This is a genomic window from Halegenticoccus soli, assembly GCF_002844195.1.
Classification (GTDB): Archaea; Halobacteriota; Halobacteria; order Halobacteriales; family Haloferacaceae; genus Halegenticoccus; species Halegenticoccus soli.
The window spans coordinates 460,810-481,239 of sequence record NZ_PEND01000005.1 but is presented as its reverse complement, the minus strand read 5'-3'; the positions used below and the strand labels follow the sequence as shown (position 1 = coordinate 481,239).

The 20,430-nt window shown below is 61.1% G+C and carries 12 protein-coding genes and 4 pseudogenes; 5 read left to right on the top strand and 11 right to left on the bottom strand.

The window, feature by feature from the left end; translation table 11 throughout:
• Positions 1-144: 144 nt before the first annotated feature.
• Positions 145-603, bottom strand: a complete 459-nt coding sequence (gene tnpA, locus CNO20_RS16050; protein ID WP_101297123.1) for an IS200/IS605 family transposase — start codon at positions 601-603, stop codon at positions 145-147.
• 35 nt (positions 604-638) lie between these two features.
• Between tnpA and CNO20_RS24435 the strand changes: the two are divergent.
• Positions 639-1,942: pseudogene (locus CNO20_RS24435) on the top strand (RNA-guided endonuclease TnpB family protein).
• A gap of 127 nt (positions 1,943-2,069) precedes the next feature.
• Here the strand turns inward: CNO20_RS24435 and CNO20_RS24535 are convergent.
• From CNO20_RS24535 to CNO20_RS16020, 5 genes and pseudogenes are all read right to left on the bottom strand, one after another.
• A pseudogene (locus tag CNO20_RS24535) lies at positions 2,070-2,177 on the bottom strand (transposase); the annotation flags it as partial.
• A gap of 54 nt (positions 2,178-2,231) precedes the next feature.
• Entirely contained in the window at positions 2,232-2,681 is a 450-nt protein-coding gene (locus CNO20_RS16035; protein WP_101297178.1) for a universal stress protein, read from the bottom strand.
• 107 nt (positions 2,682-2,788) lie between these two features.
• Positions 2,789-3,847 carry a CNNM domain-containing protein gene (locus CNO20_RS16030; RefSeq protein ID WP_101297121.1) on the bottom strand — a complete coding sequence of 353 codons (1,059 nt, stop codon included), beginning with the start codon at positions 3,845-3,847 and terminating at the stop codon, positions 2,789-2,791.
• 102 nt (positions 3,848-3,949) lie between these two features.
• Positions 3,950-5,296, bottom strand: coding sequence for a hemolysin family protein (locus CNO20_RS16025; protein ID WP_101297120.1), 1,347 nt, complete (start codon positions 5,294-5,296; stop codon positions 3,950-3,952).
• A 221-nt stretch (positions 5,297-5,517) separates the two neighbouring features.
• Entirely contained in the window at positions 5,518-7,092 is a 1,575-nt protein-coding gene (locus tag CNO20_RS16020; RefSeq protein ID WP_199174874.1) for an alkaline phosphatase D family protein, read from the bottom strand.
• 816 nt (positions 7,093-7,908) lie between these two features.
• Here CNO20_RS16020 and CNO20_RS16015 point away from each other — a divergent pair.
• Both CNO20_RS16015 and CNO20_RS16010 read left to right on the top strand, forming a co-directional pair.
• Positions 7,909-11,541: a PAS domain S-box protein gene (locus tag CNO20_RS16015; protein ID WP_101297119.1), complete on the top strand. Its 3,633-nt coding sequence runs from the start codon at positions 7,909-7,911 to the stop codon at positions 11,539-11,541.
• An 828-nt stretch (positions 11,542-12,369) separates the two neighbouring features.
• Positions 12,370-12,672 carry a DUF7344 domain-containing protein gene (locus CNO20_RS16010; protein WP_101297118.1) on the top strand — a complete coding sequence of 101 codons (303 nt, stop codon included), beginning with the start codon at positions 12,370-12,372 and terminating at the stop codon, positions 12,670-12,672.
• Between the two features lie 446 nt (positions 12,673-13,118).
• On the opposite strand, the gene CNO20_RS16005 is transcribed toward CNO20_RS16010, so the two are convergent.
• The 3 genes and pseudogenes from CNO20_RS16005 to CNO20_RS23890 form a co-directional block, all read right to left on the bottom strand.
• Positions 13,119-14,774: a right-handed parallel beta-helix repeat-containing protein gene (locus tag CNO20_RS16005; protein ID WP_101297117.1), complete on the bottom strand. Its 1,656-nt coding sequence runs from the start codon at positions 14,772-14,774 to the stop codon at positions 13,119-13,121.
• Between the two features lie 146 nt (positions 14,775-14,920).
• Positions 14,921-15,715: pseudogene (locus tag CNO20_RS24425) on the bottom strand (right-handed parallel beta-helix repeat-containing protein); the annotation flags it as partial.
• A 68-nt stretch (positions 15,716-15,783) separates the two neighbouring features.
• Positions 15,784-16,269 (bottom strand): annotated as a pseudogene (locus CNO20_RS23890) (hypothetical protein); the annotation flags it as partial.
• Between CNO20_RS23890 and CNO20_RS24530 the strand changes: the two are divergent.
• A complete protein-coding gene (locus CNO20_RS24530) occupies positions 16,256-16,639 on the top strand; it encodes a DUF7556 family protein (protein ID WP_449405046.1) in 384 nt (127 codons plus the stop codon). The pseudogene CNO20_RS23890 and the gene CNO20_RS24530 sit on opposite strands and share 14 nt — an antisense overlap.
• Positions 16,640-16,952: 313 nt before the next feature.
• Complete coding sequence (locus tag CNO20_RS15995; protein ID WP_101297115.1) at positions 16,953-18,035, top strand: S8 family peptidase; 1,083 nt, start codon at positions 16,953-16,955, stop codon at positions 18,033-18,035.
• A gap of 688 nt (positions 18,036-18,723) precedes the next feature.
• Here the strand turns inward: CNO20_RS15995 and CNO20_RS15990 are convergent.
• Positions 18,724-19,689, bottom strand: coding sequence for a diacylglycerol/lipid kinase family protein (locus CNO20_RS15990; RefSeq protein WP_101297114.1), 966 nt, complete (start codon positions 19,687-19,689; stop codon positions 18,724-18,726).
• Between the two features lie 196 nt (positions 19,690-19,885).
• Entirely contained in the window at positions 19,886-20,374 is a 489-nt protein-coding gene (locus CNO20_RS15985; RefSeq protein ID WP_101297113.1) for a winged helix-turn-helix domain-containing protein, read from the bottom strand.
• Positions 20,375-20,430: the final 56 nt, after the last annotated feature.

Sequence of the window (20,430 nt, the reverse complement as noted above, 5' to 3'; positions counted from 1 at the left end):
GTTCGTCTCTGATCGTCCGACCGAGGATACGGCTTGACATCCTCCCACGGCTACAGCCGTGGGATTCCTTCGGCCGGGGTCTAAACAACCTGCGAGGGCGAGTTCCCCGACCACCGGGGTCGGGGGTGAAGCCCGACACTCAGCCTAGTGTTCCGTCTCTTCGAGATACCGTTCAACCACCTCCTCAGACACCGCGCCCGTCGTCCCCACGTAGTACCCGACCTTCCAAAACCCGCCACCCCAGAAATACGACTCCCGAATATCGGGATACCGCTCCAGCAAGTGCTTGCCAGAGTACGACTTGAACTGCCGAGCGATGTTCGCAGGGCTGTGCTTCGAGTCAGTTTGCACGAACAGGTGAACGTGATCGTCCGCAATCTCCAACGCCAGAATATCGTGCCCGAAGTGGTCAGCAGTCTCCCCAAACAACTCTCGTACATCGTCTTCAACCACGTTGAGAACCGGGTGGCGGTACTGAGCGGGATCTTCGATCCCGCGAGGTACGCAAAGCTTCGCTTTGCTTGACTTCGAACACCACACGAAGTGATACTTGCAGGAACTAACAGAATTCGCGTGACTGCGGTGCTCCTCCGTCCCTAACACCTACATTTATGACAGTCTGAAATGACTGTCAAAGTATGGGTGAGGAAGCCACGAAGACGATTCAGACGCGTCTTCACGTAGCGTCTGGTAAGCGGTCGTGGCTTCACGATGCCCGCCTCGCGTCACGAGAGATATTCAACGATACCATCCGCCTCAAACAACAAGGGTACACCCGCACCGAGATACAGAAGGAAGTTGACCGCGACGACTTTTTGCGGAACAACAAGTGCGCGGTCGTCGGCAAAGCCTCCAAACATGGGACTCCTACCAATCCCTCCTTGAGTGGTGGTACGAACAAGGCGACCCAGATGGAGGGAAACCAACGCCACCGAGTACGGACAAATCCGGTGCGTACCCGCTTGTGATGGCACACACGGAAGGCTACAGACTCACCGTGGACGATGACACCGAGCGCGTCCAGTTTCGCATCAGCCCGAAACCCTACAAGAAGGTGAAAGGCCATCTGCGCGGTGAACCGGTCGCGATGGACGAACTTCGGGACGCCATCACGTCAGACGAGGTGGATGTGGGGCAGGCTGAACTCCTGTACCGCGATGGCGTGTACTACCTCCACGTCACGGTCACACGCGAGTTCGACGTGCCCGACCCCGACACCACCGATACGCTGGTTGGCGTGGACATCAACGAACGCGACGTCGCACTCACCGCCCTTGACCGCGAGACGATGCGGACGAAGGGCACGCTCGTCCTCGACTACGGACGAGTCAAACAGGAACGCCAACGCTACCACACTATCACCACTCGCTGTTAGGAACACGGCAAGACGAGCATTCACCAGAAACTCGGTGACAAGGAAGAACGATTCACCGAATGGGTGTTGCATCGACTCTCCCGTACTGTCGTGGAGTTCGCAGAACAGTTCTCGAACCCGGTCATCGTGTTCGAGGATATGGGCGGTATCCGCGACGAAATACAGTACGGGTCGTACATGAACCGACGGTTGCACAAACTCCTGTTCCACAAATTCGAGAAGTTTGTCTCGTACAAGGCGACGTAGCGAGAGATCCCCACGGACAAGGTGGACGCCTACCACAACTCGCAGACGTGTTCGTGCTGTGGTGAGCGTGGGCATCGTCAGGGACGGCGGTTCGGGTGTACGAACGACGAGTGTGACGTGGTGCAAGACCACGCTGACCGGAACGCGTCGGTGAACATCGCATGGCGTGAGAAGGCGAAACTCGACGGTAACACGACGAATTACCGGACTCACAAAACCCAGCCGCAAGTTCGGTTGGTGCGTCTGTCCGGGTCGGGGCGCGTAAGCCGCCCAACCTCATCCCGTTCCCTCGCGGAACAGGGAGTGCTAGCGCAAGGCTGAGGGAACTACAAAAGCCTTGGGCCACCGCGCCCGAGGCTGTTTACGCACCGACGAAGGTCTTTTGCCGGTGCGTGCGAACCTCGCTGGGACTTTCTTGAGCGTGTGGTGGCTCTGCCCAGTTGTGGGCGTCCCACTTAAGGCGCACGGGGCATGCCATCGCCCCTGCCACCTCGTCAGTGAGCACTGCCTTGCGGTACTTCGGACGCCAGATGAAGTGATAGTGCAGGTTGTGGATTGAGGTCCGTTCTCTGCTGTACCCGCGAGGCGTTGACTCATGTCAATCGCTAGTTTAGTTGGAAGAATCCCCCTCAGGGCGCGCTACCAGGACGGACGTGTCGGACGATCGAACGACACGATCGGTCGTACTTCCGAGAAGGTGCTCTTTGATCCCCGAGCGGCCGCTCGCTCCCACGGAGATCAAATCGATGTCGTGCGTTGTACTGTAATCGACGATAGCTTCGTGGGGAACGCCCTCGAGCGTTTCTCGTTCGTACGCCACCCCCTCTTCGTCAGCCCGCGCGGCCGCCTCATCGAGCGCCCGCTCGGCCTCTTCGCTGAGTGTCTCAGTCAGTTCGTCTGCGATCGTGCCGGTCCCCGACGCGGACATCTCTGTCCCGACGTCGACAACGTACAGAAAATGGACTGTCGCTCCGACTCCCTCCGCGATCGCGAGCGCCTGGTCGATTGCGGCGGCGCTCGCGTCACTCCCGTCCGTTGGAACGAGCAGGTTGGTGTACACGGCTTCCCGTTCGTGTTCCACGGCCTAAAGCGGACGGAAATATACGATCACTGTCCGGATGATGATCGAGCGTGTGAGAACCGCGCTAGCGTCTCTACTTCGCCGTTTCATGCGGCCTGTTCTCGATCGAGCGGGTCTTCGATTTGACCCATCACGGCCTCGAGAGCGTCTGTCGCGGTGAGGAGACCGACGACTTCATCGTCCGAGAGAACGAGCGCGAGTTCCTGCCCCTCCGCCTGAAACTGATCGATCGCGTCACTGACGTCGGTGTCGGCTTCGATCGTCATCGGCGGGGCGGCGAGATCGGCGAAGTCTACGGTCCCTTCGCGCAGCTCCTCTATCCGGTCGACGATCGCCGGAACGTAGACGATCCCTACGAAGTCGTCGTATCCGTCTCCGACGAGCGGATACCGCGTGTAGCGCGTTCTCGCTATTCGGTCGAGGTTTTCCCCCGGTGACCTGGCCGTCGAAAGCGCCGTGACGTCGTCGATACCGACCGCGATCTCGCTCACTGGCCGTTCGCCGACGGTCAGGGCGCTGAGAACCTCCTCGCGCCGTTCTTCGGAAAGGTCACCTCGCCCGAGGATCGAGTCGATTCGATTTCGGAGTTGGGCTCGGTTTTCGATGACCTCCTCTTCGGTTTCGAGCCACGCTTGCGTCATCTCGATGCCGAACAGGCGGAGCGTCCACTTCGCGACGCTGTCGCCGATTCGCATCACGGGCGAGATCAACCAGGCGAACCAGGCCAGCGGCGTCGCCCCGTACCGACAGACCATCTTCGTTCGTTCGACGCCGAGATATGTCGGCGTCTGTTCGCCGTGGGTGAGGTGCAGCAGGTTGATGATGAGGAAGCCGAGGAGCGCTCCGCCCCCGATCGACGCTAAGATTGTGTTCTCGAAGAACGGCTCGAATATCGCGGCGAGAGCCGGCTCCGCGACGATTCCGACCGCGATACTTGACGCCGTGATGCCGACCTGACAGCTCGTGAGATAGATCTCGAGGTCGTCGGTCATCTCCCACGCCCGCCGGAGTCCGCGAGTGTCGAACTCCGACTCCGGATACTGTCGAACGCGCGTCAACGCGAATTCGATCGCGACGAAGAACCCGTTCGCCAGAATCAAGAGAAGCCCCGCTACGAGTCGAAATGCGATCTCCAGACCGTTCATCACTCGGCGCTTCTCGACGACGGAACAAGTCTCTGGCGCTCGCAGGTCCCTGATCGCACTCGCACGGGCGCACGGAGACCGACCCGGACTTTTCAAAGCCGGCTATCCAGGCTGATCCCCGTTCGTCTTCCGTTCCGGTCGCCCTTTTCGCACGACGAGCCGCACGATCCGCGCATCCTCCACTTCCTCGATGCGGAAGGTGTATCCGTCAACTTCGACCTGATCGCCGACCTCCGGCACCCGCCCCAGCCGGCTGAACACGAGACCGCCGATGGTTTCGACGGTGTCGTTTTCGAAGTCCGCGTCCAGGGCGTCGTTCACCTCTCGGACGGGGACGCGGCCGTCGACGGCGTAGGTTCCGTCGTCGCACCGCTCGATGGTCGGTTCCTGGGCCGCCGTGTCGAACTCGTCGCGGATCTCCCCGACGATCTCTTCGACGATGTCCTCGACGGTCACGATCCCCTCGAAGACACCCCACTCGTCGACGACCACCGCCATCTGCTCTTCCCGCGTTTGGAAATCGGCGAGGATCTCGTCGATGCGCCGCGTCTCCGGGATGACGAGCACCTCCCGTGCGAGGTCACGGGCCGCGAGCGCGACGTCCCGTTCCGCGTTCGATTCGGTCGCTCGGAGCACGTCCTTCACGTGGACGAATCCGACCGGCTGCTCTCCGTCCTCGTCCAGCACGAGATACCGCGTGTAGGTCCCTTCGGCGGCGACCGATCGGAGATCGTCGAGCGACATGGAGGCGGGCACGGTTTCCACGTCCGGACGCGGAACCATGATCTCGCGGGCGATCGTGTCCCCGAGTTCGAACACGCTCTCTATCATCTCGACTTCGTCGATGTCGAGGTCTCCTCTCTCCTGTGACTGCGTCAGGATCATCAAGATCTCCTCTTCGGTGTGGGTTTCCTCGCTCTCGGAGGCCGGGGAGACGCCGACCAGTCGGGTGAAGTAGTTGGCGGTCCCGTTGAAGACGACGATCCCGGGCAGGAACGCGTAGTAGAAGAACTTCATCGGCGGGGCGACGATGAGCGAGATGCGCGTCGCCTCCTGGATGGCGAACGTCTTGGGGGCGAGTTCGCCGAACACGACGTGGAGGAACGTGATGAAGCCGAAGCCGAGCGCGAACGCGACGAGGTGAAGCGTCCCGGCGGGGACCAGCGGACCGAGGACGGGCTCGATGAGGTCCGCGACGGCAGGCTCTCCGATCCAGCCGAGTCCGAGCGAGGAGAGGGTGATGCCGAGTTGGCAAACCGCGAGGTAGTCGTCCAGATTCTGGATCGCGTTCTCTACCAGCGCCGCGCCGGGCTTTCCTCGCTCGACGAGCGCGTTCACCTGCGTCGGTCTGATCCTGACGAACGCGAACTCCGCGGCCACGAACAGCCCGTTCATGAGCACGAGAAAGAACGCGAGGAGCAGTCCGCCGACGGAGAGTACGTCTACCATCGTCTCTCCCGTCGCAGCGCGTGCGCACGGGCTGGCCTCCCCGTCGCAGCGAGACCGAAACTGCTGTCAACCGCGCTGATCCGCACCGATACTGCGTCTTTCTCCATCGAACAACCTGTATAGAAGAGTAGAGTTGATAAACGCGTTCATCGAATGCCGATCACTTCGATCCCGAGTGTTGCGGGAGGACCGTCGACGAACGTCGAGCCACCGGATCGGTCTCAGCGCCCCGCCGGCGCGAGGTCCTCGGTGTAGAGCGCGTCGCCGTGGAGATCCTTCAGCGTCACCGTCAGCGCCTCCGTGTCGGCGTCGACGTCGACCTGGCCGAAGAACTGGAGCCCCTCGCTCGGCGGGAGATTAGCCTCACCCTCCGGCGGCGTCCTCTCGAAGACCACCTCGGGACCGAACGTGTCGTCGAGATCGTTCGGCCCGAACGTGCCCGCGTGCAGCGGGCCGGAGACGAACTCCCAGAAGGGGTCGAATTCCGAGAACTCGGCTCGATCGGGATGGTAGTGGTGCGCGGCGGTGTAGTGGACGTCCGCGGTCACCCAGACGACGTTCCGGACGCCCGCCGACTGCATGAACGAGAGCAGCTCTTTGATCTCCAGTTCCCGCCCCTTCGGCGTCCCGTCGTCGGCGTTCGCGACGGCTTCGTACCTGTCGCCGTCGGGGACGACGAGGCCGATCGGCATGTCGGACGCGATGACCTTCCACGTCGCCTCCGAGGCGGCGAGCGATTCTTTGAGCCACGTCAGCTGCTCTTCGCCGAGGAGCGCCGTGTTCGGCCCCGGATCGGTCTGCGTATTCTCGGTGTTGGGGCCGCGGTAGCTCCGCATGTCGAGGCGGAACACTTCGAGCGACGGGCCGTACGGGAAGTTCTCATAAACGGCGTCGGCGGCGTCCTCGCGGGGCCGGATCGGCATGTATTCGAGGAAGGCCCGCTGGCCGCGCGCCGCGAGCAGATTCACGCTCCGCACGTCGTGCGGGTCGTCCGCCGGCAGGATCTCGTCCGGGTACCAGTTGTTCGTCACCTCGTGGTCGTCCCACTGGGGGATCATCGGCACCTCGGAGACGAACCGCCGGTAGTGGTCGTCCAGCAGATTGTACCGGTAGTTGCCGCGGAACTCGTCCGGCGTGTCCGCCACGTCGGATTTCGCCTCCGTCACGACGTTTCTCCAGACGCCGCCGTCGTCCAGCTCGACGCACTCGGGGAGCGGCCCGTCGGCGTAGACGGCGTCGCCGGAGTGGACGAAGAAGTCGGGGTCCGTCGCGAGCATCGCCTCGAACGTCTTCATCCCGCCGAACTCGGGGTTGATGCCCCAGCCTTGGCCGGCGACGTCGCCGCCCCACACGAAGCGGACGTCGCGCCGCTCGCTCGGCGGCGTGCGGAACGACCCGCCGACCGGCGCACTTCGCTTTCCCGGGTTCCGGAGGCTCTCGAACACCACGCGGTAGTGGATCTCCTCGCCGGACGGGAAGCCGACGAGGTCGACGGTCGCAGTGTAGTCCGTCGCCGCGAGCGCCGCCGGTCCTCGGATTAGCTTGGCGTCCGAGAAGTCGTCGTCGGTGGAGAGGTGAACGTACATCCGCGCCGGGCCGTCCGCGCGACTCCAGATGAGTGCACGATCCTCCCTCACGTCGCCCACTTGCGCGCCGTAGGGCGCCGAAATCATCTCACTGTCGGCGGATTCGGAGACGGTGCGTTCGGCCGCTACCGACCCAGTTACCGCCGGTTCGGCGAGCGCCGCGGCCGCCGCCGTCCGCATCACGTCCCGCCTGGTGACGTTTTCGAGCATCGATACCTCAACTTATCGGGTAAATTGATCAAGGTTTATAATATATCTATTTTGTACTCCCGATAGTTACTAGATGAGTCGTAGAGTAACCCAACGCCTGCGCCGACTGCGACCGGTACGGTCCACGATCGCTCCCCTCGAAAATACTTGGTGAACGGTGGTCTGACTGTCGACTGTTTCATCGACAAGTTGTCAGGGCGACGGCTCGTGCCGATTGCACGGTGGCCTCTCCCCGCCTCGTTTGCCCACGCGATTGTACAACGTCGATTGCTGCCCGCGCTGCAACCGGCTCTACGTCGCGGTGTCCAATACCATCTCGGCTCTGGTTTTCATTCGTTACTCGATCCCCATTTCATTCGTTAGCTGTAATCGAGGGTGCTAAGCCCCCTTCCTCAGCGAGCGGCGAAGCCGCGAGCAGGGAGGGGAGACAGCGCCCGTACGGGTTACTTTCACTGTCTACGGCATCTTTACTCCCCGCGCGGTCGAAGCAGGTAGTACGATGCTCACCACGTCTCCGACGGTGTTCAAGCGTGACAAGAAGCGCGAACCGTCGGGTGTGGCCGAGTGTCCATTTGGTAGGAGTGGGACACTCCGAACCACCCGTAAAGGGAAGTCGCCTGTGGAGTCTGGAACCGCTGTGCCCACGTCGGGTGCAAGTTTCGACACAGAAACAGGAAGCTCCGACCTCAACAAGCGAGGGCCGGGTAGGCCCGAGTGCGGTAGGTCGGAGTAGTTCACCCAGCCCAAATTTCGCGCCCTGTAACACGTCTACGGCCGTTCGCTATATCCAGCTCCGGCGCATACGGCTGCTAATCTATGACGGGGAATCGAGAGCAAACCGGCACGCACTCCGGTGAGACAGAATCCGAGAGCGACATCCCGGTGGTCCTCCGCGATGAGTTGCGTGGTACGTCGTTTTTTCAGCGCCTCGTTGCGCTCGCGCCGGACGGTACGATCGCCATCGACGAAGATGGAACCGTCGTGTTCGCTAACGCGGCAATCACGGACGTTCTCGGTTACTCCCCGAGCGAACTCGTGGGCGAACCGTTTGCAGCATTCGTCGTCGACGACCACCACACGAAAATACCATCCGTGGATGCTCAGTGTAGCGAAGAGGCTACTGACCGACTCAGCCTCCGAGCGCGGCACGCGAACGGCCACGAGGTTCGGCTCGGCATCGACGTACGCGAACTCACGCTGGACGATCGCCGATTGCTCGTTGGATTCATTCGTAACCGGGCCCACCGCGGGAAGACCGAACGGTCGACCGAGCGCTACGAGGCACTCGCCGAACTGGCCGGTGATGCGGTTTATCAGTTAGATAGTGGAGGGTACTTCGAACGGGTCAGCGATTCCACTGTTGAACTGACCGGGTACTCGCGCGACGAACTGGTAGGCGAACACGTATCGATGCTCCTCGACGAGGAGATAGGTACCCGGAACACGAACGCACTCGCTGAATTGCTTCCGGACGAGGACGAAGAGGTAGGGATCGCCGAGTTCGATTTCAACACCGCCGAGGGCGAGACGATACCCTGCGAAGTTCAAATGGCTCTTCTAGAGGCCGGCGGCGAAATACGAGGGATGGTCGGTGTCGCCCGTGATGTTTCGAAGCGGAGAGAACGGGTCGAGGAGCTTCGGCGAGAGCGCGGGTTGATCGAACACGTTCTCGAAACCAGTCCCGTCGGTATCGGCGTCATCACGCCTGACGGGGACATCTCCCGGGTGAACGACCGCGCCGAAGAGCTTTTGGGTCTCACCATGGAGGAGATTAGCAATCAGACCTTCGACGTCTCCCGGCGCAAACTATACGATTCCGATGGCGAGTCGATTCCGCCCGAGAATTTACTGTGCAAGGTGTTCGACCACGGTGAGCAGGTGCTCAACTCCGAGTTCACCCTCGAACACCCCGATGGCGATCGCGTCTGGGCTGCCATCAGCATCGCACCGATGACAGACGACAACGGGACGGTTGAGAAAGCGGTCATCATCGCGACAGACATCACCAATCGCAAGGAGCGCGAGGAGACACTCAGAGAAGAACGGGACGTCATCGAACACATCCTCGAAACCAGCCCCGTCGGTATCGGTGTCATCACACCCGACGGGGACATCTCCCGGGTGAACGACCGCGCGGAGGAACTGTTCGGTCTCACCGACTACGAACTGACGAACCAGACGCTCGACGTCTCACAGCGAAAACTCTACGACTCGGCCGGGTACCAACTCTCCCCCGAAGACCTGCTGGAGCGGGTGTTCGACCACGGGGATCGCGTCCTCGACACGGAATTCGAACTCGGTCAACCAGATGGCAGCCGCGTCTGGCTTTCAATCAGCATCGCACCCATCCGAAGCCAGGCGGGCAGCGTCGAAAAAGCGGTCGTCATCGCGACGGACATCACCGACCGCAAAGGGCGCGAGAGAACTCTCCAGGAAGAACGGGACGTCATCGAACACATTCTCGAAACCAGCCCCGTCGGTATCGGGGTGATAAGTTCCAACGGTGACATCTCGCGGGTCAACGACCAGGCCGAGGAACTCCTGGGTCTGACTATCGAGGAGATCACCAGCCGGACGCTTGATGTCTCCCAACGTCAGTTCTACAGCGCCGGAGGGCAACGGGTTCCGCCCGAGGACTTGCTGCGTCGCGTGTTCGACCACGGTGAGCAGGTGCTCAACTCCGAGTTCACTCTCGAGCGCCCCGATGGCGATCGCGTCTGGGTGGCAATTAGTATCGCACCCATCCGGGGCCAGGCAGGCGACATCGAAAAAGCGGTCGTTATCGCGACGGACATCTCCGACCGCAAAGAGCGCGAGCGGCGGATGCGCGAGAGCGAAGCTCGACTCCGCCAGATCGCCGAAAATATCAACAGCGCCATCTGGATGGCCGACGCCGACATGAGCGAGATACTGTACATTAATCCCGCGTACGAGGCCATCACGGGCCGATCACGCGATTCGGTGTACGATAATCTCCTGAACCACCTTGACGCTGTCCATCCCCAGGACCAGCAACGAGTCACGGAGGCGATGAAACAGGCCCCGCAGGCGTCGCAGAACGAAACTGGAGCACGGAGATTCCAGGAAAAGTATCGTATCATCCGGCCCGACGGTTCAATTCGGTGGGTCAATAGCTTCGCGTTTCCGTTGCGAAACGACGACGGCGACATCTATCGGTTCGTCGGTGTCATCGACGATATCACGGAAGTGAAAGAACAGCAACTCGAACTCGGCCGTCAGCGTGACGAGCTCGAGACGCTCAACCAGATCAATACAGTCATCCGGCAGGTGAACCAGGGCTTAGTGCAGGCGACGACCCGTAGAGAGATCGAAACCCAGGTGTGTCAGAAACTGACCGATTCGAAGCTGTACCACGCCGCGTGGATCGGCGAGGTTACAAGTGGCGTCCACAGAGTCGAGCCGAAGACCGAAACCGGAATCGGGGCAGATATCCTCGACACGTCAGTTAACGCCGAAAAGGTACCTCCGATCGCTATGGCCGTCGAATCCGGTGATGTGCAGATCATGCGTGACTTCGATGACCTTCCGGCGGGGATCGCTATTGATCGCCCTACCGACCGAAGTGAGTTCGTAAGCGGTCGGTCGTTCGCCGCGGTGATTCCGCTCGTCTACAAAGATACGGTTTACAGCGTACTCGTTGCCTACTCGTCACGGGCAAACGCGTTCGGCGTTCGAGAGCAAGCCGTTCTCCACGAACTGGGAAAGACCATCGGGCTGGCGATTAACGCGGTCGAGCGGAAGAAGGCGCTTCTCACCGACACGGTCGTAGAGATCGAATTCGAAATTGCGGATCCGGACGTGTTCTTCGTGACCGCGTCGGCCGAGACCGGCGCCGTGTTCGAGATGGAGAGCATCGTCTCGCAGTCCGACGGATCGTACCTCCAATACTTCACCGTAACCGACGTATCTCCGAAGCGGGTGCTCGAACGTGCCGCCGCTGACGACTCCATCGAGCGCGCACGACTCATCAACGATCACGAGAACGAGGCGCTAATCGAGTTCATCATCTCCGAGGCGTCACCAGCCACGCTCCTCGCAGAGTACGGTGCAACCGTTCGTGAAGCCGCGTTCGCGGATGGAAGGGGGACGGTCGAAGCGGCCGTGTCTCAGCGGGCCGATGTCAGGGTCGCCGTCGAAGCGGTTCAGTCAACATTCACCCGCTCCGAATTCGTCGGTAAGCGCGAGCGCGAGCGACCAGTCCAAACGGATCGAGAGTTCAAGTTGGAACTCGAAGAGGCGCTCACGGAACGTCAGAGAGCAACCCTCGAGACCGCGTACTACGCTGGGTTCTTCGAATGGCCTCGTGATAGTTCAGGCGAAGACATGGCAGAATCGCTCGGCATTGCACCGGCTACGTTCCATCAACACGTCCGTACGGGTCTACAGAAGCTCGTCGAAATCCTCGTCGAGGACGCCGATATCGCATGAGCCATTTCGGAGTATTTCCTTTCGTCTTCGACGGTTCGCCCGGAGTACTCCAGCGTGAAAGCTACTCCGACCACCGAGTGCTTGCAAACGTAGCATCTCTCTCGTCTCCCATCATATTTGGATAGTTCGGCCGGCGCTGATCGAACGACCAGGCGGTTAGCGGCTGACCCAAATTCTATCGGGTCCAAACTCGATGGCTCATTCAAGGCGCCACTAATTTCTGCCGGTGTTCCGGCGGCATCGTCGCTCCCCTCGTCGGAAAAAGACCCTGTGAACCCGTTATTCGGCCTTTCAACCGCTTTCGGTCCGCAGACCCCGCCCGCCGTCGACCGCCTAAACTGACGCCGATAATCGGTAACTCGAACCCAATATCTATCGGTTTCGTCCCGGTACGAGCACGGTCCGGTTTTCCCGGGATGTGGTTCACCGTCTTCCGCGACGTCATATAGGAAGATCCACTTAGGTGGATTTTCGACGATCGCCGCCTGATTCCCTCGATTCGGTGTCAGCGGGAGTCGCCCGCAGTACCGATCCAGCCAGTAAAAATACTTTAGGCATCCAAACTTTGCTCGTCGACCCAGTACGCTCGGGCGCAATGGATGACAAACCCCGAGAGACCGACTGGTGCCTCGATGGATACCCCCTTTTCCGTACTCTCAGACGAGCTCATCAGCCCATCCTTGGACCGGTGACAGCCGTGAAGCACGCCATACGCGCTTATTCTCGATGGAGACGCCGGAATGATCAAGGGCGGCTTCGAACTGAAAACGGTCGAGCTGACGGACACGATACAGGTGCCCATCTGTTCGGGTTTGAGGAGGTCGCCACGTGACGCTCAGTGAACACCTGCTGTCGCTTGCCAAACCTGCCCGCAGGGCTGTTCTCCGCCAAGTGAGTGAAAACGCGCCGCACGACATTTCGAGCCTCAGCGAGCGCGAGGAACTCGCAGAGGGGCACGCAGAGGACCTCTGTCTTCAACTTCACCACGTTCACCTCCCGAAATTAGAGAAACGCGGCTACATTCGTTACGACCGAGAGACGGGGACAATCACCAAAGGACCCAATTTCGACGAGATCGATTCGGTCCTCCGCTCACTTAACGAGTATGAGGATGAACTCGTCGATCCGTAGTCCATTCTTCATCGTTGATTACCCAAGGAACTCGCCGGTCCACCCACACTCGTGACCGTTCGGTAGTTCGCTCGGCAAGCCGTCGAGTGAATCTACGGAGGGAGAACGCCCGTAACGCGCTCTTCGAGATCTGTCGAACCGTCCTCGCCGAGACGTTCCGTCGGGACTGATTCGGAGACTTGGATGCCGTCGGATGCTCCTTCTCTTCTGCGTCTCGTGGGTATTCCGTTTTAATATCCCGTCGGTACACCGACAGTACGAAGCATGCCGTCTATCGCTACGTTTCACGCCCTGCCGCGCTCGCCGGCCGTGTATGCTGGACAGTCGAACAGACGCCGGAACGTCCGTCCGTAGACCTTACGCGCGTTCGCCGTCTGTTCGTAGACGTCCAGCACGTTCTCAAAGGCGGTATAGACACGGTCACGTTCGACGGCTTCATCGGACGGTCAGAGTTCGCGCCAGTTTCCCTGCCCATCGGCCTTGTAGGGCGTCCAGGGCGCGGTCGTGGTGTCCCACACGGTCGCGCCGGTGTCGCGCGCGTAATCGCCGTGTCCGGCCCACTCGCCCGTCGAGTTCGGGTTCCCCCGGTTCGTCCCCTCGCCGTTCACGATCGTCCGCACGCCGTCGTCGACGACGTTCGACCGGGCGACTCCGTGGACGTTCTGGAGGACGTTCTCCTTCCCGCTCACGCGGATCCTCCACGGTCGGTTCCCCTCGGCCTTGACGTTCGAGAGCACGTTCCCGCGCCCCTCGACCCTGGCGACGACCTCGCCCGCGTACTCCTTCGACCGCTGGGCGACGGCGAGGGTGTTTACCTGGCAGTCGTCGGCCTGCACGTCGAGCGCGGGAACATTCTGACCGCGCTTTCCGAAGTCGGTGATCCGGAGGCCCGTCACGGAGACGCCGTCGCTCGCGACGCGGACGGCCTGCTGCTGCGTGTCGCGGACGCCGACGTTCGCGTACTGGGAGTTCCGCCCCTCCGCCAGAATGCCGACGTCCGCCTCGACGACGGCGAGGTTAGCGAACCTGTTGTTTCCGGCGCCGCTGAGCTCGTGAAGCGCGACGCCTCCTTCACCCTCTTCAGTGATGTAGGACCTCCCGATCCAGCAGTCGGATACTTCGGTGCCGCTGCAGTCGATTTCGACGCCTGGCCAGCAGTGGAATACCGAGAGGCCGGTGACGTGGCTCTGACTCGGCTCGAAGTGGAGACCGCCGTCCTTGCTGTTGATGATGTGGAGGTCCGAGAGCTTCGCTCGGGTTCCGCCGTCGATCCAGACCGCCCAGCCGCCGTTGTTCTCGACCCAGCAGTTGTGCATCCTCGTTCCCGAGGCCGACGGGGCGATATGAACCCCGTCTTCCCACCCGTACCGGACGATGAGGTTCTCGAAGGTCAGATCGAAGATGTCGCCGGACGAGTATATCAGGTGGCCTTTCGACCGGGTTCCGTCGTGCGGGAATTCGCCGTACACCCCCATGTTCCGCACGCCACCGAAGTTCCCGCTGTCGCCGTCGTTGTCGAACTCGATGAGGTGGCGGTCCGACGAGGGGTCCTTCGTGAGCGACGTGGTCCGGGTGCCGACTCCGGTGAGCCAGATCGACGTCTCCTCGTAGTCGATGTCGGCGGTCGTCCGCAGCCCCTCCGAGACGAACTCGCCCTCGTCGAGGAACACGAGCCCCGGCGCGTTCACGATCGCGTCGTCGACGACCCACGGATCGTCCGCCGTCCCTCGGCCGGCGGTCGCGTGCGCCGACGCGAACTGGACGCTCGACAGTTGTCGGACCGTCCCTGGTTCGGTGTGGACGTCGAGCAACTTCCACTCGCCGTCCTGCCAGACGTAGAGCGCCCCCTCCTTCGGCCCCCTGTCGACGAGATACTCGAACCCCTCCGTCTCCCCCCGTTCCGGGCGGCTCGCCAGCGGTCCCTTCCCCCGAGGGGCGTTTTTCACCATCGGGGCGGGATCCCGCTGTGCGGACTCGGCGTTCGAACCGAGCAGGTTCGGTACTTCTCTGGTCGAACAGCCGGCGAGCGACCCCGCGCCTGCCGCGGCGGCTCCCTTCAGGAACTGCCGCCTCCGGAGGTTGGCTCCGTTGTCATCTGACATCGGAACGCACTTTCAGCGTGTCGATTATTTCTATTCGCGACCTACCGATTAGTAGACAGTCGCTTCTCGTGGCGAGCGGGCGGTAGGCGGTCGTTTCTAGTGTGTCTAACGTTTCTGCCGACTCCCGTCGATTCCGACGGGTGGGTTCACTGACGACACACGGCGACTCCGGCGACGGTGGTGCACTCGCACCGTTCGTCTCCGCCGGGCCACAGGACGACGATTGCGTCGCGCCGACACTCCTCGACTCTACCGTGAGGCGCTACTACTCCCGACTCGGTCGCGTTCACGTGGACCCGATTTTGCCGTTCGTCGACCCAGGTTTCGTCGGCGACGGTCCACCGTCCGTCGCGATACGTCCAGGCTCGAATCGAGCTCTCGTCGACCGTTTCGGCATCCCGGTTCGTGTATGCCACAGCCAACCGAACCCGAGGTGCCTGCTGTGTGTCTCGCACTCCGCGCACTTCGACGGGTTCGTCGACGCGGTCGAACCCGTCCGGAGGGGAGCGGACCGGCGGGGACGAACTGAGGGTGAACTCGCTCCCCGAAAAGGAGAGCCGCGCGTCGTCGGTTCGGAAGTCGCGAACCGTCGTGTTCTCCGTTCCGCCCGTAAAGGTGACCGACCACTGGTCGCTCGGCGTCGCTACCCGTGTGAGGCGGCTGTCGCGCACGTTTTCGAGGACGATGTCGGTCGCATTCGCGTAGGTGACCGAACCCGGTGTCCGTTCGGCCGTGTACGTGCCCGTGTTGCCGCTGGCAACGGTTCGATTCACTCTGACCGTTTCGGAGTCGACGACGTAGAGTCCGACTTGCGTGTTCTCACGGACGACGCTGTCGTCGAGACGAGTGCCGGAAGAGCCCGCGACGTAGATGCCGATCGCGTTGTCTGGCGCGGAGACCGACGACAGCGTCGTTCGGCCCGCGTTGACGAGGTAGATCCCTTCGAAACTACTCCACTGGGCCGTCGTCTCGGTGACCGTCGTGTCCGCGTCCGGATCAGCGAGAGCCCGGTGACGCTGTTCGACAGACGCGCGTCCCGGACCGTGTTGTTCGTGGTGTCGGAGAGGACGACACCGTCGACGGTGAACGCCGTCACGATATCCCGGACGACGACGTCGGTGCCGTTCTCGGCGTACACTCCGCGCGTCCACTGCGTGAGCACCACATTTTGGACCGTGACGTTCGTGAGCGAACGGGATGCCGACACGGCGATTCCCGTCGATCCGTCGAACGCGGATCTCCCCCGCAGTTCGAATCCCCGCCCGTCGAGAGTCACGTTGCTCGCGCGGACCTGGACGCACGTGCCGGCGTTGTTTCCTGCGATATCGCGGACTAACTCGTATCGACCGGGCTCGGTGATAGCGGTGCACGAGTCGATTCTCTCCGGCTGGCCGTGATGAGGTTTGTCGACACCGGGCGTATACGGCGTTACGCCTCCGAGAAGCACCGAAATCAGGATAACCACTGGTAGGCCGTTAACGATGGCACGTAGCATCGCGGTGTGTACGGGTGCAGGTCGGTTATACCTAAGCACTCATACAAGTCTGCGGAATTTCAATGCGGACGCCCGGTCGGGTATGGTAGGAGAAGTGACGCCGAGCTCGCTTATCGGAACTATCGGAATCAACTCAGTCTTGGCTATGTCATCTGCCGCTGATTGTGGACTGTGGACGGATGAACGAACATTTACCTCGAAATCTGATACGAACCAGAGCACTGAGTGGACAACCGCCGAAATCACGTTCGCAGTCGACGGGTACGGCGATAAAACGGGGTCTCGTGCTTGCGTCGCGGATATCACACGCGGTGACGTGTGGCTCTCTGTGTGCGCCGATGTGGCTGCGGAGCTGGCTTTGTGGCGGTGAGCTCCGTTATTTCCGGCGTGACCTCGCGGTCTCATCGAGAAGGGTGCCTAGTGCTTCATCTCAGAGAGGGGGCAGCACTGACTGATCCCGTCCTTTTCGGAACTTTCGGAAACGACTCTGTCTTGGTTAAGTTAACAGGATACAATCGTTCCTTTATGGGTACGAACCCAAATCGAGAAGGTATCGAAGTACTGCCGTTCGGGGTTGCCGGATTCCCCACTCCACGGTTTAACGCCGGGGAACCTGCTCGAATTCCCTCGAATGAGTGCTAAAAGCGATCAGGTGAAGAAAACAGATAACACTACTGATAAAAATGGACAAAATCGTCTTCTATAACGACCAGCCAGAAGCGCTGACTGAAACCGAGTGCACAGTCCACGAAACGTATTCCTTCGGTGAGGGTCTTTGCTCGGCTGCGTACGTCGAGTACGACGCCGAGGAAGAGGACCCATTACACGCCGACGATCACGTTATCAACGTCGAGGACAATCAGCTCGCCACAGTTCGATATCAGCCCGCTTTCGTGACCGATGCACCATCGGCCGTCGCAACGCTCGAGGACGTGCGTCGACTACACTCCGTCCCGCGCGCGGGCGGGGCAGGTGAACGACAAACGGTAGTGATCATGGACTCTGGAATTGATACGGCTCACCCAGTATTCGATGAGGCCTCGATCACGCAGGTCGACGTCACGGACTCTACCGGGGATGAAGACGCCCTCGGACATGGGACGGCGGTCGCGGGTCAAGTCATCCGCCTCGCTCCTGAGACCGAACTCGTTTCGCTTCGAATATTCGGCGACAAAGGACAGACGACGATGAACGTCGTCCTTCGTGCCTATGAGTGGCTTCACAAAAACGTCGAGGAGTACGACGTTGTGAACATGTCCTGGGGGTCACAACGGCAGTCCGAACAACTCGACCGAATCCACACCCAGCTAATCGATAAAGGCGTCCGAGACGTCGTTGCCGCCGGCAATTCGGGTGAGGAAGGCGGAAGTCCAGCGACAGCAAAAAGGGCGTTCAGTGTCGGTGCTTGTACGAAACGCGGAGCGATGACTGAATTTTCCTCGTACAATCCACAGGATGACAACCCCGACGTGACTGCCATTGGCAAGGATAACCGATTGGCGCAAGCGTCAGGGACGGTGATGGGAAAGCAGCTCGAGGGTCGGTGGGTGAAAGCATCCGGAACCTCGTTCGCCGCTCCGGAGGTCGCTGGAATGGTAGCGAAGCATCTGAGCAGCCAGGGTAACCAGACGCCCGAATCAATTCTGACCGCATTCGAGAGCGGTGCTCGAAACATCGAATGCCAGCCTCGCGATGGGGAAGGTATTGTGGATTACAGAGCCGTTGTCAAAACGAGGGAAGTGGACTCTGCGAGCACGCCCATGTGAAATAACTTACGTTATTTCACCAGGGCTGGTGGCTCCACTCTGTACGCTGCGGCAGACTGGCTGAGTACCTCGAAATCAAGTCCAGAGGTGGTTCACGTTCGTTGAGGTCCATTAGTCCAAATGAGTTGGTCTGCCGGTTAGCTGAAGTGAGGCGCTACGCCCCCTTCCTCATTGAGCGACCAACGGGAGCGAGCAGGGAGGGGAGACAGCGTGCACAAGAGCTTTGCTCTTGTGCGCGAACGAGACGCAAAGCGTCTCGTCAACGTCATCAGAAGCCGCAGGCTTCTGGTTGGCAGCCAGAACGCTCCGCGTTCTGGCGACGCCCGCACGGTTCTCAGACACCATCTCCGTTACAGTTACTATCTGTGCGGTTGATAGGGATAGTTCGATGCTCACCACGCTTCCGATGGTGTTCACGCGTGGTTCGAAACGGCTTCGCCGTTTCGTCATCACGAAAGGTGCTACGCACCTTTCGAACGACGACACGAAGCGCGCACCGTCGGTTGTGGCCGAGTGTCCATCTGGTAGGAGTGGGACACTCCGAACCACCCGTAAAGGGAAGTCGCTTGCGGAGTCTGGAACCACTGTGCCCACGTCGGGTGCACGTGCCGACGCAGAAACAGGAAGCCCTGTCCTCTACAAGCGAGGGGCGAGTAGCCCGAGCGCGGTAGGGCAGGGTAGTTCACTACTAGTCCTCGCTTGGAGCCGACTCGTATCCCGGACCGACACAGACAGTGAGTGCCTGTGGACGCGTGTGCAGTGCAAGTCGTTCGTGTGTGCGCCGTTCGCCGTCGAGGCTGAACTCGATCGGTTCGCTATCTAAGCTCTTGATTTCCAATTGACTCGCCTGCACGTGGAGGACGTGCTCAGTATCCTGGCCGAGTAACCGCTGGGCAGTCGCCTCAACGACGAGATCGCTCGCCGGCATTTGCTCGATGATCACCACCTCGAAGAGGCCGTCCTCGACGTTCGCCTGCCCCCCTTGCTTCGTAAACCGACGGACGTTCCCGACGAGCGCACATAGGGCTTCTCCATCCCACGTGATCGCCTCTCCGTTCGAGACCGCGGTGAGTTCGATGTGGAGACCGACGAACGCCGTGGCCTCCTGGACGCCGGCGATGACGAACGCGAACGTCCCGAAGCGTCGTTTCAGCTCCGAAGTCGTCGCCACGCTCGCGGTCGCCGGCAGTCCGGCGATACAGGACATCACAAACGGCTCGCCTTTTGCCATCCCGACGTCGATACGTCGACGCTCACCCGTTTCGAGCGCGTCGAATCCCTGCTCGATGCTCCGGATCCCGATGTTCGTCGCGAAGAGGTTCGCCGTCCCTACCGGAATGACGCCCAGCGTCACATCCCCCAGCGCTTCCGCCTCCACGAGTCCCTGCACAACTTCGTGGATCGTCCCGTCCCCGCCGGCGACGGCGAGCAACTCCACGTTTTCCGCCGCGGCAGCCTTCGCGAGCTCGACGGCGTGCGCTTCCGCCTCCGTCTTCTCGATTCGGTATCCCAGGATGGTGGCCAGCCGGCGTACCTCCTCGATGTGGTCGGCCGTCCCACTAGTCGGGTTCAGGATCAACCGTTTGTGTGTAGTGGTGGAAGAGGTGCCGCCATCTGTTCGAGAAGGCGGTACCAGAGGTCTGTCAGGGCTCATGGGGACTAGTGGTAGCAGCGACGGAAACCGTTATCGTCGCATCGCTTGGAATGGTATCGCGTTACGGGGGCGAGATCATCAGCGGTGGAGATCGGGGACCTCCCCCGGCCCACTCGCCGCCTTCGGTGCTCGGAGAGAAAGAGATCACGCGCTGTCTGCCATCAGGTGAAACGATGCGTGTTCGTCGACGCGGCTCTCACTGACCTGGGCTGACGTCGACCGATTCGAGATCCGGTTCGTCGAACGCAAGCGCGTCTTGGACGGCGGTCGGGAGCGCAGGACGCGGGGCCGCTTCGTGGCGTTCGACTTTCTCCGTTTTACGAGTATTTTCGTACAGCGCTCGGGCGACGGGGAGGCCGCGGAGGTACTTGTAGTCGTGGAGGACGGTAACGCCGCGTTCCGTGAACCCGTAGAACTGCGACGGCAGATCTCGCTTCGTCTCGCTCGGCTCGTACGTGTACCGCGCGAGGATCCCCGCCTCGATCAGCGCTTCCAGCTGGTCTTTGATAGCCGCCTGACTCTTCCCGACCATGTATTCGAGTTCGGCGAGGGACGCCAGGTGCGCGGGATGTCCGAGAATTTCCTGGATGATGAGATGGCGCGTGTCCTGCGAGAGCAGCTTGAACAGGCGCTGCTGTTCGGCGAACGGCCCCGCGTCAGCAGCCCCTGTGTCGCTCTCGCTCATGCGTACTGCTACGACGAGCGTCGCTATAATGGTTCGGGTCATCTACACAGGTTATT

Coding starts and splice junctions, on each gene's coding strand:
- CNO20_RS16030 (WP_101297121.1), bottom strand. CDS start 3,847: ATGAACGGTCTGGAGATCGCATTTCGACTCGTAGCGGGGCTTCTCTTG.
- CNO20_RS16025 (WP_101297120.1), bottom strand. CDS start 5,296: ATGGTAGACGTACTCTCCGTCGGCGGACTGCTCCTCGCGTTCTTTCTC.
- CNO20_RS16020 (WP_199174874.1), bottom strand. CDS start 7,092: ATGCTCGAAAACGTCACCAGGCGGGACGTGATGCGGACGGCGGCGGCC.
- CNO20_RS16015 (WP_101297119.1), top strand. CDS start 7,909: ATGACGGGGAATCGAGAGCAAACCGGCACGCACTCCGGTGAGACAGAA.
- CNO20_RS16005 (WP_101297117.1), bottom strand. CDS start 14,774: ATGTCAGATGACAACGGAGCCAACCTCCGGAGGCGGCAGTTCCTGAAG.
- CNO20_RS24530 (WP_449405046.1), top strand. CDS start 16,256: ATGGCACGTAGCATCGCGGTGTGTACGGGTGCAGGTCGGTTATACCTA.
- CNO20_RS15995 (WP_101297115.1), top strand. CDS start 16,953: ATGGACAAAATCGTCTTCTATAACGACCAGCCAGAAGCGCTGACTGAA.
- CNO20_RS15990 (WP_101297114.1), bottom strand. CDS start 19,689: ATGAGCCCTGACAGACCTCTGGTACCGCCTTCTCGAACAGATGGCGGC.
- CNO20_RS15985 (WP_101297113.1), bottom strand. CDS start 20,374: ATGAGCGAGAGCGACACAGGGGCTGCTGACGCGGGGCCGTTCGCCGAA.